Origin of the sequence: Agrobacterium sp. MCAB5 (assembly GCF_052114365.1) — a bacterium.
Classification (GTDB): domain Bacteria; phylum Pseudomonadota; class Alphaproteobacteria; order Rhizobiales; family Rhizobiaceae; genus Agrobacterium; species Agrobacterium tumefaciens.
Genome location: NZ_JBFREP010000009.1, coordinates 237,637 through 251,018 on the forward strand (window position 1 = coordinate 237,637; position 13,382 = coordinate 251,018).

General features: G+C 59.7%; 11 protein-coding genes. 5 read left to right on the forward strand and 6 right to left on the reverse strand.

What is annotated here, in order from left to right:
* Window positions 1-56: 56 nt before the first annotated feature.
* Window positions 57-1,391 (reverse strand): sensor histidine kinase, encoded by a 1,335-nt coding sequence (locus tag AB4Z23_RS19990; RefSeq protein WP_441360667.1) that lies wholly within the window; start codon window positions 1,389-1,391, stop codon window positions 57-59.
* Window positions 1,388-2,062: a response regulator transcription factor gene (locus AB4Z23_RS19995; protein ID WP_004431205.1), complete on the reverse strand. Its 675-nt coding sequence runs from the start codon at window positions 2,060-2,062 to the stop codon at window positions 1,388-1,390. The genes AB4Z23_RS19990 and AB4Z23_RS19995 overlap by 4 nt, the downstream gene beginning before the upstream one ends.
* 189 nt (window positions 2,063-2,251) lie before the next feature.
* On the opposite strand from AB4Z23_RS19995, the gene AB4Z23_RS20000 reads away from it, so the two are divergent.
* Both AB4Z23_RS20000 and AB4Z23_RS20005 read left to right on the forward strand, forming a co-directional pair.
* Window positions 2,252-3,400: an efflux RND transporter periplasmic adaptor subunit gene (locus AB4Z23_RS20000; RefSeq protein WP_111800068.1), complete on the forward strand. Its 1,149-nt coding sequence runs from the start codon at window positions 2,252-2,254 to the stop codon at window positions 3,398-3,400.
* Window position 3,401: 1 nt separating this feature from the next.
* Complete coding sequence (locus tag AB4Z23_RS20005) at window positions 3,402-6,548, forward strand: efflux RND transporter permease subunit (protein WP_441360668.1); 3,147 nt, start codon at window positions 3,402-3,404, stop codon at window positions 6,546-6,548.
* 21 nt (window positions 6,549-6,569) lie between these two features.
* Here AB4Z23_RS20005 and AB4Z23_RS20010 read toward each other — a convergent pair whose 3' ends face one another.
* Window positions 6,570-7,112: an NUDIX hydrolase gene (locus tag AB4Z23_RS20010; RefSeq protein ID WP_038495316.1), complete on the reverse strand. Its 543-nt coding sequence runs from the start codon at window positions 7,110-7,112 to the stop codon at window positions 6,570-6,572.
* A gap of 113 nt (window positions 7,113-7,225) precedes the next feature.
* Between AB4Z23_RS20010 and AB4Z23_RS20015 the strand changes: the two genes are divergently transcribed.
* The 3 genes from AB4Z23_RS20015 (at window position 7,226) to ku (AB4Z23_RS20025) (ending at window position 9,763) form a co-directional block, all read left to right on the forward strand.
* Window positions 7,226-7,870, forward strand: coding sequence for a DUF47 domain-containing protein (locus tag AB4Z23_RS20015; RefSeq protein ID WP_111799961.1), 645 nt, complete (start codon window positions 7,226-7,228; stop codon window positions 7,868-7,870).
* The gene (locus AB4Z23_RS20020; protein WP_441360669.1) at window positions 7,870-8,874 is read left to right on the forward strand and encodes an anion permease; all 1,005 of its coding nucleotides are present in this window, start codon (window positions 7,870-7,872) and stop codon (window positions 8,872-8,874) included. Before AB4Z23_RS20015 ends, AB4Z23_RS20020 begins: the two co-directional genes overlap by 1 nt.
* A 97-nt stretch (window positions 8,875-8,971) precedes the next feature.
* On the forward strand, window positions 8,972-9,763 hold the full coding sequence (gene ku / locus AB4Z23_RS20025) for a non-homologous end joining protein Ku (protein WP_441360670.1): 792 nt from the start codon (window positions 8,972-8,974) through the stop codon (window positions 9,761-9,763).
* 3 nt (window positions 9,764-9,766) lie between these two features.
* Here the strand turns inward: ku (AB4Z23_RS20025) and ligD are convergent, their stop codons facing one another.
* From ligD to AB4Z23_RS20040, 3 genes are read right to left on the reverse strand one after another with little or no spacing between them, the layout of a single operon-like run.
* On the reverse strand, window positions 9,767-12,259 hold the full coding sequence (ligD, locus tag AB4Z23_RS20030) for a DNA ligase D (protein ID WP_111796670.1): 2,493 nt from the start codon (window positions 12,257-12,259) through the stop codon (window positions 9,767-9,769).
* A 3-nt stretch (window positions 12,260-12,262) separates the two neighbouring features.
* Entirely contained in the window at window positions 12,263-13,093 is an 831-nt protein-coding gene (gene ku, locus AB4Z23_RS20035) for a non-homologous end joining protein Ku (RefSeq protein ID WP_112161251.1), read from the reverse strand.
* Window positions 13,090-13,374, reverse strand: a complete 285-nt coding sequence (locus tag AB4Z23_RS20040) for a hypothetical protein (protein ID WP_112161252.1) — start codon at window positions 13,372-13,374, stop codon at window positions 13,090-13,092. Before AB4Z23_RS20040 ends, ku (AB4Z23_RS20035) begins: the two co-directional genes overlap by 4 nt.
* Window positions 13,375-13,382 lie beyond the last annotated feature (8 nt).

The following is a 13,382-nucleotide window of genomic DNA, read 5'->3' on the forward strand; positions in this document are numbered from 1 at the left end:
GAACGTTGCGGCAGCATTACAATCGCCGCGACCGGTCTACAGCGCGCAAAGCGCAATCAGAATCGAACCCGGAACGTGCTTCCAGAGGGGTTGCTTTCCAGCACGATACGGCCGTTATGATTGGCGACGATCTTCTTGACGAGGCTGAGGCCAAGTCCGGCACCCGTGCTTTTCGGCGTGACCCGATAGAAAGGTTCAAATATCCGCTCCTGCTGCTCTTCGGGTATGCCCTGCCCCTCGTCGGAAATCGCGATTTCGCCGTTTGCGAGAACCGAGACATGGATCAGCCCCTTGTTTCCACCATGGTCGATGGCGTTGCGCACGATATTGCTGATGGCGCGCGGCAGGGCGAAGGGGTTGCCTTGCATGTCGTATTTTTCGATCTGCGTTTCGAAGGAGATGTCGTAACCTGCCGAAAGCGCAAGCGGCGCTAGCTCTGCCACCACCGTGCGGGCGATATCGACCAGGTCCACCACCTCGCGCCGGTCGTTTACCTGATCGTTTCGCTCAAAGGCCAGAAGCTGTTCGGCGGTTTCACCGAGCCGCGCGACATCCCCCATCAGGCGCTGTTGGTCCGGTCCGGGCAGGCCCTCTATCCGGGTCTGCATGATTGCAATCGGCGTCCTCAATTCGTGCGCGGCATCGATCAGAAAACGTTGCCGCGCCTGGAACTGCTCTTCGAGCCGCTCGAGAACGCTGTTGAAGGAAACGATCAACGGAACGACTTCGCGCGGCACATCTTCGACGGGAAGCTTCGAACCCGGTCGTCGCGGGTCGATCTCCGGTGCTTTTTTGACGACGGAACTCAGGCCAGCAAGCGCCCGGCGCACGATGTGTGGCACGGAGAAAAATACCGCAGGCAAAAGAACCGCCAGCAGGGGGACATAAATCGGATAGGTGCCGGCAAGAAGCGTCAGAAACGACGCTCGTGCATTAGAGGTTCCGCCGAACATGATCCTGACGGGTCCCGACGTCGTCTCGATACTCTCAGCCGAAGCAACCTCGGATATGCCGCTGCCGCCGCGAATATCGGCGTCCGTCATCAGATGAACGTAGCGTGCCAGTTCGGCGTAGACAGCCGGGACGGTTCCGAAGGTCGCCGCGTGACCGTCAGGCGTCGAGACCACGAACCACAACGTCTCATTCTTCGCTTTCAAGGCGCGTAATGCCGGCCCCTCGGTAACGACCAGACCCTTTTGCGGATCAAGCGAAAGCGACTCGTCAAGCGTCGCCGACAAATCGTTCCAGAGCCCGATATTGGGCGAGAGCTTCATCACCCCGTAAACGCAGAGCCCGACGATGACGACAGCGATCATGGAGGAGACGACAATGCTGAGCTGCCAGCTCAATTGCCACCACAAGGACGGATTGGACTTGCCCTGCGCCTTCATGTGTCTTCCCTGAGCAGATAACCGATGCCGCGAATATTATGCACGCTGACCCCGGCGGAAGCGTCGAGCAGGCGTTTGCGCAGTCGCGATATATGCGCATCGAGCGCATTGGACTGGATTTCCTCCTCGTAATTGTAGACGGCGGCCTCAAGCGTCGAGCGCAGCACGGATTTGCCCTTTCGTTTCGCCAGCGTGATGAGGACCATCAGCTCGCGCCTTGGCAGATCAAAGGGAAGCGAGTTGATCGTGACGCTGAGATGAAGCGGATCGATCACGATGCGGCCTGCAGCGATCTGCGACGGAGCGATGCTTGCCGGCCTTCTCAAAACCGCGCGCAGCCGCGCCAGCAGTTCGCCGACGAGAAACGGCTTGCCGAGATAGTCGTCGGCGCCGCCATTCAGCCCCTCGATCCGCTCCTCCGGTTCGTTCATCGCCGTCAATAAAATGATCGGCGTATCGATACCGGCGCGGCGCAGCTTTGGAATGAAGGTAAGTCCCTCCCCGTCCGGCAGACGACGGTCGAGCAGAATGGCATCATAGACATGCTGGCGCGCCAGCTCCATCGCATCGCCGAGCCGCATCGTATGATCGATGACGATCCCCTGCTTGCCGAGCGTCGTCGACAGCGCATCCGCCATTTCCTTTTCGTCCTCAATCAACAGAAGTCTCATTTGCCACCGTCCCTTCGCCCCCTCCTTGTCTGCCAGAAAGGTTGCGGCAGTATTGCGGCGCAGAAGATGCGGGCGGGTAATGCTGCTGCAATTATCAACACTTATCCAGAAGCCATCAGCCTGGAAGACAGGCGACATGACCGCTCGATCGGCGGTCACAGGATGAGTTTTGCCTGGAAGGATTATGTTATGTGGGTGAAAAGAACGATCAAGGCGGGGATCGCGCTTGCGGGCTGCGCTCTCGTCGTCACGGCTCTTGATCCGGCGCGCGGAAGCGTCGATGCGAACGAGCGCGTGAAGGGGATCGTGGCGTCAACCTCGATGAGCCCGGCCGGTATCCCGTTCGAACTGACGGCTGCGGAAATCGCAAGGATCGGCACACGAGCGATGGCGGAGCGGCTCAGCGTCAGTGGCGAACTTCAGCCGGTCAGCCGAGTCGTGATCCGCGCCCGCGAGGCTGGAAAAATTCTGGATATGAATGTCCGGGACGGACAGGCGGTGCGGGCGGGCGACCTGCTGGTACGGTTCGAAACCGAGGAACTGCAATCGACTCTCCTGCTGCGGCAGAGCGACCGGGATGCGGCCGAGGCCGAACTGACACTGGCGATGCAGGCCCTCACCCGAACCGAACAGCTAGCGTCAAAAAACATCGCATCGGCTGAACAGCTCGACAAGGCGAAGAGCGATGTCGTTGTGAAAACGGCAAGGCTTCAGAGCCTTTCGGCGCAGGTGGATATCGCCCGCCTTGCCCTTCGCAATGCCGAAATCCGCGCGCCTTTTGATGGCACCATTACTCGCCGGCAGGCAGAAACCGGCTCCCGCGTCAGTGCCGATGGTGAACTCATGACGCTGGTCGATACAAGTATGCTTGAGGCGAAGGTTCTCGTTGCCACGCGCGACATCCCACGTGTCGCCGTTGGCCAGACCGCCGAACTCGATATTGACGGCATCGGCGGCCAGCCTCTCAGAAGCACCGTTGAGCGCATCAGCCCGGTTGCCGAAGACGGGACGCGCTTTGTCGCCGTCTATCTGCGGCTTGCCAACCGCGACGGCCGGCTGTGGGGAGGAATGTTCGCCAGCGGGTCCATCCTCGTGCGCGAAAAAAACGATGCGCTTGTCGTTCCTGCAATCGCGCTTCGCAAAGACGAAACCGGCTACCATGTCCTTAAAGTCCTGAACGGCCATCTTCGCCGCCAGACGGTGGCGGTGGGATCGCGCTGGAACGATGGCAGCCTGATCGAGATCGGCGCCGGTCTACAGGGCGGTGAGACGATCCTGACCGTACCGCTTCCCGAATTGCAGCCCGACATGGCCGTTACCGTCGACAAGGCAGGCTGAGATGTTTCTGACCCGCATATCCGTCTCCCACCCTGTTTTCGCCACCATGATGATGGTGGCGCTTCTGGTCATGGGTCTTTTCTCGTTGCAGCGGCTGGGGCTCGACCTCTACCCCAATGTCGACGTTCCGGTCGTTGTGGTGTCCACAGCTTATCCGGGCGCCACGCCGGAAACGGTGGAGACAGAATTGACGCGCCCGGTCGAGGATGCGCTGAACGCCATCGGCGGTCTGGACGAGATCACGTCAACCTCCTACGAGGGACGCTCTGTCGTCGTCGCAAAATTCAAGCTCGAGGTTAAGAGCGCGACCGCGGCACAGGACGTGCGCGACAAGATCGCCGCCATCGACGCGAATTTCCCGCAAGAGGCCAAAAAGCCGGTCATATCCCGGTTCGATCCCGCCGCCGAGCCTATCCTGTCGGTGGCGATAAGCTCGACGTCGCTCGACATACCCGCACTCACCGCCCTTGCCGACCAGAAGGTGCTGCGGCAACTGACGACTGTTCCCGGCGTGGGGCAGGCAACGCTGGTCGGCGCCCGCAAGCGGCAGATCGACATCACGATCGACGACACCCGCATGCGCGCGCTTGGGATCGGCATCAACGAGGTGGTAAGCGCGCTACGCACCGGCAACAGCAACAGCCCGGCTGGAAGCCTTGTCGATACCGTTTCCGAACGCACGATCCAGGTGCAGGGCCGCATCGCCGAACCGCAGGCGCTGCTGGACATGGTCGTCGCCCGACGCGGTGGCGCAGCCATTTATCTTCGCGACATCGCCGCACTCTCCGAAGGGGCTGCCGACGCCGAAAACCGTGCCCTCTATAATGGCCAGACTGCGCTGGCGATCGACATCGTCAAGGTTCAGGATGCCAACACGGTTCAGGTTGTCGCGGATGTGAGAAAGCGCCTGGACGCCCTCAATGCCGACCTTGTTCCGCAAAACGTGCAATTGCGAGTCATTACGGACACATCCATTCCCATCCGGGAATCCGTCACCCAAGTGCAGACGACGTTGATAGAAGGGGCGGCACTTGCCGTGGCCATCGTCTTCCTGTTCCTCAATTCCTGGCGCAGCACCGTCATCACCGGACTGACACTGCCGATTGCGATCATCGGCACGCTGGCGGTCATTGATGTTATGGGCTTCACGCTCAATACACTGAGCCTCCTGGCGCTGACGCTTTCCATCGGCATTCTGGTGGATGACGCCATCGTCGTGCGCGAAAACATCACCCGTCACCTTCACATGGGGAAATCCCATATCCGCGCAGCACTCGACGGCACGAACGAAATAGGACTTGCGGTTATCGCGACAACGGCGACAATCGTGGCGGTTTTCCTGCCCGTCGCTTTCATGGACGGCATCGTCGGTCGGTTCTTCTATGAATTCGGCATCACCGTTTCAGCTACCGTGCTGATCTCGCTTTTCGTCGCGTTCACGCTCGATCCGATGCTGTCGAGCGTCTGGTACGATCCGGATGCGCAACCCAACGCCCGGCGTGGGCCGGTGGGCCGGCTGATCGCCCGTTTCGATCACGGCTTCGAATGGCTCGCCGATCAATATCGGCACGTGATCGGCTGGACATTGCACCACCGGCTCGTCACCCTGCTCGTCACATCAGGCATTTTTGTCGGCAGCCTGCTCATGGTGCCGTTGGTCGGTGCGGAATTCGTCCCGAATACGGATGAAGGCCGCTTCCAGATCAACGTCACGGCACCGGTCGGCTCCTCGCTGGATTACACCACGGCGAAGGTTCGGCAGGTCGAGAAGGCACTCCAGGAATTCCCGGAAGTCGAGATGCTCTATTCCACCGTCAATACCGGCGGCACCGTCGGTAAACATCGCGCCGCCGTTCTGGTGGGACTGGTGCCGCTGGAGATGCGCACCCGAACTCCTGTCACGCTGGCCGATCCGATCCGCAAACGCCTGTCGGCCATATCGGGCATAGAGGTCGCGATCCTGCAAAACGGCCTCGGCGGTGGCGAAAGCCCCGTCCAGCTCAGCATTCTTGGCGACGACCGGGCGGTCCTCGAAAAGATCGCCGACGGCCTGATGGAAGACATGAAAAAGATCCCCGGCCTCGTGGATGTGACCTCAAGCACCCGCGACGTGACCTCCATCCTTTCGGTACGCCTGAAACGCGAGGCGGCAAGCGATCTCGGCATTTCCCGATCCGATCTTGCCGCAGCGCTCTCGCCGCTCATCGCCGGTGAGGACGTGTCGAAATGGACGGATGCGGGTGGTAACAGCTACGACATCGTCGTGCGCCTGCCCGGCGAGCGGCGTGCCGACACGACGAGGATCAGCGAGTTGATGATCGCCACCAGCCGCACGGCATCCAACGGCTCGCCCCTGATGGTACGTCTGGATCAGGTCGCCGATATCACCACCGTGGAAGCACCCGCCGAAATCCGCCGCATCGACAATCGCCGCGAGGTGCTGGTTTCGGCCAACATATCCGGACGAGCGCTTGGCGAAGTGACAGATGTGTTGAAAACACTTACCGCCGCCCGCGACCTGCCGGACGGCTACCGTATCCGCTTCGGCGGCGACGCCGAAACCATGGAGGAGACGGTTGGCCACATGGTAACCGCGCTCGCAATGGCGGTCATCTTCAACTACATCGTGCTCGCCTCGCAATTCGGCAGTTTCCTGCAACCGCTCGCCATCATGGCGTCGCTGCCGCTATCTCTCATCGGCGTCCTCGTCGGGCTCTTGGTTGCCGGCAGCACGATCAACATGTTCTCGCTGATCGGCTTCATCATGCTGATGGGCCTCGTTACAAAGAACGGCATCCTGCTTGTCGATTTCGCCAACCGCGAAAGGAAGCGTGGACTTTCGCTCAACGAAGCGCTGGCGAGCGCCGGCATCATCCGCTTCCGCCCGATCATCATGACGACGCTTGCAATGATCTTCGGCATGATTCCGCTCGGTCTGGCTGTTGGCGGTGGCGGGGCGCAGCGCGCGCCGATGGCGCACGCAGTAATCGGCGGCCTCATCAGCTCCACCCTGCTCACCCTGATCGTCGTGCCGACAATCCTGTCTTACATCGACAGCATCACCCGGCGTTTCGCCCGCCTGCTACCGAAGGCACCGGACGAGATGGGGGAGACCGGATCGGTCGAACGAACAGCATCACCATCCTAGGTTCGCTGGTGACGTCTGCCGTCAGGACTTTTCTTCGGTCAGGCGTTTCCTCTTCCCCCTCGGGCGGAAGTCGACCAGAAGCGATTTCAGTTCGATTTCCCGGACGCGCCTTGCTGCCTCGTCCGGGCGAACCCATTCCAGAAGGCGTTCGCCGCGCTCCTTGAAACTCGTTTCCTCCCCTGTGATCTCGATCTGGAAGACATCGACAACGCAGGGAACGACATCGCCATTGTCGAGCATCTTGAGATAGGTGTAGCGGCCAACGGCGTCCTTCCTCACGCGGCCACGAACGCCCGCTTCCTCCCACGCCTCGATCGCGGCAGCCTCATGCGGCTTCTTGCGTTTCATCGGCCAGCCGCGCGGAATGATCCAGCGTGCGCTGGTGCGGGAGGTGACGACGAGGATTTCGATCTCTTCGCCGCTTCCGGTATAACGGAAGCATAAGGCGGCATATTGCTGCCGGAAAGAGCCGGTGAACAGCTTTTCAGGAACAGCAGCAAGTTGCTGGAGCAATGTCAGGGAACGCGCCGGACGGGCTTTCCGGCTTTTCTTCGTGGATTTCATATCCGTTGATACTGCCGATTTTCCGGGTTGCATCAATGCCCCGCGTGCATTTATGACAGTTTTATGACAATCACCCCCCACAACTAATAAAGCGCCATTGAGGGCCAATTCGCATGATGAGCATTTTTCGCAAGCTGATGCCGCGCGAGGACCGTTTCTTCGACATGTTTAGCAAACATTCGGAAACGGTCGTCAAAGCCGCCGCAGCTCTGGACCAACTTCTCAGCGGCGTCGACGTCGAGAAAAACTGCGACCTTATCGTCGCCCTCGAAGACCAGGCGGATGATATTACCCGCGACGTTCTGCTTGCGGTGCGCCGCAGCTTCATAACGCCCTTTGATCGTGGCGATATCAAGGACCTCATCCAGTCCATGGATGACGCCATCGACATGATGCACAAGACCGTCAAGACGATCCGGCTGTTCGAGCAAACCGAATTCGACCCGCTGATGCGCGAGATGGGCCACGAGATCGTGCGTGCGGCAAGCCTCATCGCCGAAGCCATCCCGCTTCTGGAAAAGGTCGGCACCAATGCCCAGCGCCTGTCGGTGATTGCCGAAGAGGTTACCCGCGTCGAAGGGCGCTCCGACGAGCTTCATGACCAGGGCCTGAAGGACCTCTTCCGGCGCCATGGTGCGACCGGCAATGCCATGGCCTATATGATCGGCAGCGAGATCTACGGCGAACTCGAAAAGGTCGTCGACCGCTTCGAGGACGTGGCGAACGAGATCAGCGGCATCGTTATCGAGAACGTCTGATGGATGTCGCGCTTGCACTGCCGCTGCTTGTCGGCCTTATCGCCATCGCGCTGTTCTTCGATTTTCTGAACGGTCTCCACGACGCCGCAAATTCCATCGCCACCATCGTCTCCACCCGTGTATTGCGCCCGCAATATGCGGTGGCATGGGCGGCCTTCTTCAATTTCATCGCCTTCCTGTTCTTCGGCCTGCATGTGGCCGAAACGCTCGGCACCGGCATCATCGATCCTGTCATCGTCTCCCCGCAGGTCGTCTTCGCGGCATTGATGGGCGCCATCGTCTGGAATATCGTCACCTGGATTTTCGGCATTCCCTCCAGCTCGTCACATGCCTTGATCGGCGGTCTCGTCGGCGCGGGCTTTGCGAAGGTCGGTTTCAATTCCATCGTCTGGTCGGGTCTTCTGAAAACCGTGGGCGCGATCTTCATGTCGCCGGCCATCGGCTTTTTCCTGGCACTGCTGCTGGTGCTTGCCGTCTCCTGGCTGTTCGTCCGCCAGACGCCCTTCGCCGTGGATCGTACCTTCCGCATCATGCAGTTCATTTCCGCCTCGCTCTATTCGCTCGGCCACGGCGGCAATGACGCACAGAAGACCATGGGCATCATCGCTGTGCTGCTGTTCAGCCAGGGGCATCTTGGAGAGAGCTTCTACGTGCCGTTCTGGGTGGTGATCTCGTGCCAGTCGGCCATGGCGCTCGGCACACTGTTCGGCGGCTGGCGCATCGTGCACACCATGGGGTCGAAAATCACCAGGCTGAGCCCGATGCAGGGGTTCTGCGCCGAAACCGGCGGTGCGCTGACACTTTTCGGCGCGACGTGGCTCGGCATTCCGGTGTCCACCACCCATACGATCACCGGCGCCATCATCGGCGTCGGTGCCGCGCGTCGCGTCTCGGCGGTGCGTTGGGGCCTTGCGGGCAATATCGTCATTGCCTGGGTCGTGACCATGCCGGCCGCTGCCCTGATATCCGCATCTGTCTATGGTCTTACATCGTTGTTCGGCTGAGACAGAGTCCCGCCCTCTCTGCCAAAGCTCCCGGAACAAAAGCCACCCTGTGGTTGTTGATCCGGGAGACAACAGGCGACAAGGCGGATCGCGGATCATGGCACGGCAGGTTTTCTGGAAGGGCTATCTGAAGCTGTCGCTGGTGACGGCCGCAGTTTCGCTGACGCCTGCCACAACCGAAAGCAACAAATACCGCTTCCACGTTCTCAACCGCAAAACCGGCAATCGCGTCGAAAGCCGCTATGTCGACAGCGTTACCCACAAGCCGGTGGCCGCAAAGAACCAGGTGAAGGGGTTTCCCCGCGCCGAAGACAATTATGTGTTGCTGGAGGATGACGAGATCGATGCGGTCGCGCTCGAAAGCACCCGCACCATCGACATCCAGACCTTCGTGCCCACAGGCTCTATCGACTGGATATGGTACGACCGGCCGCACTTCCTGCGCCCGGAAGACAAGATTGGCACGGAAGCCTTCAGCGTGATCCGGGAAGCCATGCGGGCAAACGGCGTTGTCGGCATTGCGCGGCTTGTTCTCTATCGCCGCGAAAGAGCGGTTCTGCTGGAACCGTCAGGCAAGGGCATCATTCTGTGGACCCTGCACTATGGCGAGGAAGTGCGCGAGAGCATCGACGCGCTGGATCCGAAGATGAAATTCGAAAAGCCGCTGCTGGACGCGATGGAAAAACGCATCGGCAAACAGATGACGGGATGGAAACCGGCGCTGGTTCAGGATCCGATCCAGAAAAAGATCAGCGCTTTGCTGAAAACCAAGAGCAAGACCGTCTCTTCCCCGGAAAAGAAGACCGGCACGAAAACCCGGACCGGCGGCAACGTCATCAACATCATGGATGCCTTGAAGAAAAGCCTTGCCTCGGACAAGAAAGGCTGACGCTCATCGGGCCTTTTTCGGCAGGGGTCGCGCGGCAGCGAAAAAGCCGTCCCATGGATCCTTCTTCAGGGCAGAAAGGCGCGCGCCGATATTGCTGACCGTGAAGTGTGCCGGACCTATCTCATCTGAGAGTTCCGCCCATTCGATTGGCGCTGAAATGGCGGCTCCCGGTCGGGCACGTGTCGAATAGGGCGCAACAGCCGTATTGCCCCTGCCATTACGCAGATAGTCGAGGAAGATGCGGCCCTGGCGTTTCGCTTTGGTTGCCACCGCAAGATATTTCTCCGGCTCCGCCTTGGCCATGTCATCCGCCATGGTCTTTGCAAAGGCCTTCAAGGCCGGCCATCCCGCTTCCGGTTTCAAAGGTGCCACGACATGCAACCCCTTGCCGCCGGAGGTTTTCACGAAAGCGGCCAGACCGGCATCTTCGAAACGCCGCTTCAGTTCCAGTGCCGCATCGATTACCTCCTGCCATGACACGTCCTCGCCGGGGTCTATATCCATGGTGATCATGTCAGGCTTTTCCCAGTTCGCGGTTGTCGCCCCCCATGGGTGAATTTCAAGCGCAGCGGACTGGACCAGGGCCATCATGCCATCGAAATCCGTAATCCTGATAAGCGGTTCGCCGCCCTTGTCCTTCGGATCCTTGATCTGTTCTATCGCCTTGTTCACACCGCGCCAGGCGTGTTTCTGGAAGAAACGCTGACCATCGATCCCTTCCGGACAACGCAGCAGCGCCAGAGGCCGGTTAACGACAAAGGGGGCCATATAGCGCCAGACCTGGACGTAATAATCGGCAAGCCCTTCCTTGGTCACGCCATCGTCCGGCCAATAAAGTCGTTCCGGATGGGTGAACTTGATCTTTGACTGCGGCGTCCCTTGTTCCGACACGGCTTTATCCTCGCGTTCGATTTCGCCCGCCGGCTTGTCTTCCCGCAAGCCGCGGAATGACGCATGGCGCAGATTGCCATCTCCGGACCAGGCACGAAACTCCACTTCTGCAACCAGTTCCGGCTTGACGAAATAGAGGTCGCGGCGCGCAAGTGCCGTGAGCTTTTCGCCGAAAGGGCTGTCATCGATGCCCAGCGGCTTCAGGCGGCCAAGCAGCATTTCGGCAATGTCAGCGGTATAGCCGGTGCCGACGCGGCCGACATGACGCAGCTTGCCTTCCTCATAAACGCCGAGCGCCAGCGAGCCAATGGCATTGTCCGACGCGGAGGAAAGCGTATAGCCGCCGATGACGAATTCCTGCCGCATCGAGCACTTGGATTTCACCCAGTTACCCTTGCGGCCAGAGACGTATTTGCTGTCCTTGACCTTGGAGATAACGCCCTCGAGGCTGAGGCGGCAGGCATGATCGAGAACAAGCCCGCCGCTTTCCTCGAAATGTTCGCTGTAGCGAAGATGCGGGTTGCTGGCGGGCAGCAGCTTTTCCAGTAGCGCCTTCCGGTCCGTCAGCGCCGCCCCGCGCAAATCCGTGCCATCCAGATACAGGAGATCGAAGGCATAAAAAACGAAGCGGTCGCTGCGCCCTTCGCTCAGGTCCTGTTGCAAGGCTGAGAAATCCGAGGCGCCGCTGTCCCGTTCCACCACGATTTCGCCGTCGATCATCAGCGTTTCGGCCGGCAGCGACTTGAGCGCTCCCGCCACGGCATCGCCGAACTTTTCGGTCCAGTCCAGTCCGCTACGGGTCAGAAGCTGGAGTTTGCCGTGGTCGATACGGACCTGCAGGCGATAGCCGTCGAACTTGATCTCATGCAGCCAGCGGGAGCCTTCCGGTGGCTTGGGTTTCAACGTTGCAAGTGCCGGCGGCACGAAGGATGGCAGCGCCTGTTTGCGGGCACCTTTCGGCAGGGCATGCGCCTGTTTTTTGCCCGAGGAAGAACTAACGGTCTTTTTCGACACGGGCTTCGAATTCCAGGTGTCCTTCGGCTTGGCGGCAACTTCTTCAACACTTCGGCCAGTCTTCACGGATTCCGGCCGCTCCTCCAGAATATCGGCGCCGCCATCATGCCTTGCCTCTTCGTCGTCGCCCTTGATCAGCAGCCAGTTTTCACGGCTTTCACCGGGCTTTCCATGCATACGTACAAGATGCCAGCGGCCTTTAAGCTTTTCGCCCTCCAGTTCGAATTCGAGATGGCCTTTGCGGTAGCCTTTCTTGGCGTCGCCAATCGGGCGCCAGACACCACGATCCCAAAGAATGACAGTGCCGCCGCCATATTGACCTTTCGGGATTACGCCTTCGAAGTCGCCGTAGCTTAGAGGGTGGTCCTCGACGTGGACCGCAAGGCGCTTGTCCTCAGGGTCAAGGCTCGGCCCGCGGGTTACAGCCCAGCTTTTAAGGACGCCGTCCATCTCCAGCCGGAAATCGTAATGCAGCCGGCGGGCATCGTGCTTCTGTATGACGAAACTGGATCCCTGCGCATCGACCTTGTCGCCCTTCGGCTCCGGCGTCTTGTCGAAACTGCGCTTGGCGTTATAGCTCTGCAAACCCATGGATCAGCTCGCTTTCCGGGAGGATTTGCGCCCCGCACCAGCGGTAGATTTTCCGCTTTCGCCGTCACCGGCGCTGCGGCGCAAAGCCTCCTTCAAGTCGATGATGTTATCTTGCTTGCGCGGCGGCTGTTTACTGATTTCCCTGCCCTCGATCTTCGCCTTCACCAGTTCCGCCAGCGCATCATTGTAACGATCGGTATATTCCGCCGGATCGAATGTGCCTGCCCGTTTCCCGATGATGTGACCGGCGAGTTCAAGCATCTCTTCATCGAACTGAATATCTGGAATGGACTTGAAAACGGTGGTTTGCGAGCGAACCTCGTAGCCGAAATTCAAGGTCGTCGCCACGAGCGCCTTGCCGCTTGGACGGATCAACAGCACGCGGTTTCGGCGAAAGAGTACCGCTTCGCCAAGTGCCGAAACCTTTTCGTCGTCCATGGCTTTTGCCAGCAGCGTCAAAGCCTCTTCGCCACCTTCCTGCGTCGGCGCCAGATAATAGGATTTATCGAAATAGAGCTTGTCGATCTCGTCGTGGCTCAGAAAATGCCTGATGCGGATGACCTTGTCGTTTTCCGGCATCAGCGTTGCGATCTCATCTCCCTCGATGACGATATGGTCGCCATTGTCGAGTTCATATCCCTTGACCTGATCCTCGCGGTCGACAGCGTCGCCGGTATCGCTATCGACATATTGCCTTTCGACGCGATGGCCGGTCTTTCGGTTGACGATGTTGAAGGAGATCTTTTCCGATGAAGTGAGCGCGGAATAGAGACCGATTTCACAGGTGAAATCGCCGAATGTCAGATGACCCTTCCAGCTCGCTCTCCGGTTCATGATCGCCGCCCACGGTCGTCTTGAGAGGATTGGCCTCTGCCCCGGTCCGCAGCAAGGATGCGCTCGATAGCGGGAACGTCTGCCTCCGCCAACACCGGCACAGGGTCGGATGCCATTGCCTCCAGGACCTCTGGCGAAAGCCCGCCATTGCGGATGACCCATTCCATGGCCTCGCGCGTTTGTCGCTCGGCCTTCAGCTGCGCATAAAGCGCCAGTATCAGCCGGTCGCGGACATCGAAGGGCTTCACATCTCTGTCTGAACGTTCTGTCTGTCGTTTCATGTCAAGTC

What these genes read in the sequence shown, in the direction of transcription:
- ku (WP_441360670.1), top strand. Translation starts at nt 8,972, where the DNA reads ATGGCACGGCAGGTTTTCTGGAAGGGCTATCTGAAGCTGTCGCTGGTG.
- AB4Z23_RS20010 (WP_038495316.1), bottom strand. Translation starts at nt 7,112, where the DNA reads ATGAAATCCACGAAGAAAAGCCGGAAAGCCCGTCCGGCGCGTTCCCTG.
- AB4Z23_RS20040 (WP_112161252.1), bottom strand. Translation starts at nt 13,374, where the DNA reads ATGAAACGACAGACAGAACGTTCAGACAGAGATGTGAAGCCCTTCGAT.
- AB4Z23_RS20005 (WP_441360668.1), top strand. Translation starts at nt 3,402, where the DNA reads ATGTTTCTGACCCGCATATCCGTCTCCCACCCTGTTTTCGCCACCATG.
- ku (WP_112161251.1), bottom strand. Translation starts at nt 13,093, where the DNA reads ATGAACCGGAGAGCGAGCTGGAAGGGTCATCTGACATTCGGCGATTTC.
- AB4Z23_RS19995 (WP_004431205.1), bottom strand. Translation starts at nt 2,062, where the DNA reads ATGAGACTTCTGTTGATTGAGGACGAAAAGGAAATGGCGGATGCGCTG.
- AB4Z23_RS19990 (WP_441360667.1), bottom strand. Translation starts at nt 1,391, where the DNA reads ATGAAGGCGCAGGGCAAGTCCAATCCGTCCTTGTGGTGGCAATTGAGC.
- ligD (WP_111796670.1), bottom strand. Translation starts at nt 12,259, where the DNA reads ATGGGTTTGCAGAGCTATAACGCCAAGCGCAGTTTCGACAAGACGCCG.
- AB4Z23_RS20000 (WP_111800068.1), top strand. Translation starts at nt 2,252, where the DNA reads ATGTGGGTGAAAAGAACGATCAAGGCGGGGATCGCGCTTGCGGGCTGC.
- AB4Z23_RS20015 (WP_111799961.1), top strand. Translation starts at nt 7,226, where the DNA reads ATGATGAGCATTTTTCGCAAGCTGATGCCGCGCGAGGACCGTTTCTTC.
- AB4Z23_RS20020 (WP_441360669.1), top strand. Translation starts at nt 7,870, where the DNA reads ATGGATGTCGCGCTTGCACTGCCGCTGCTTGTCGGCCTTATCGCCATC.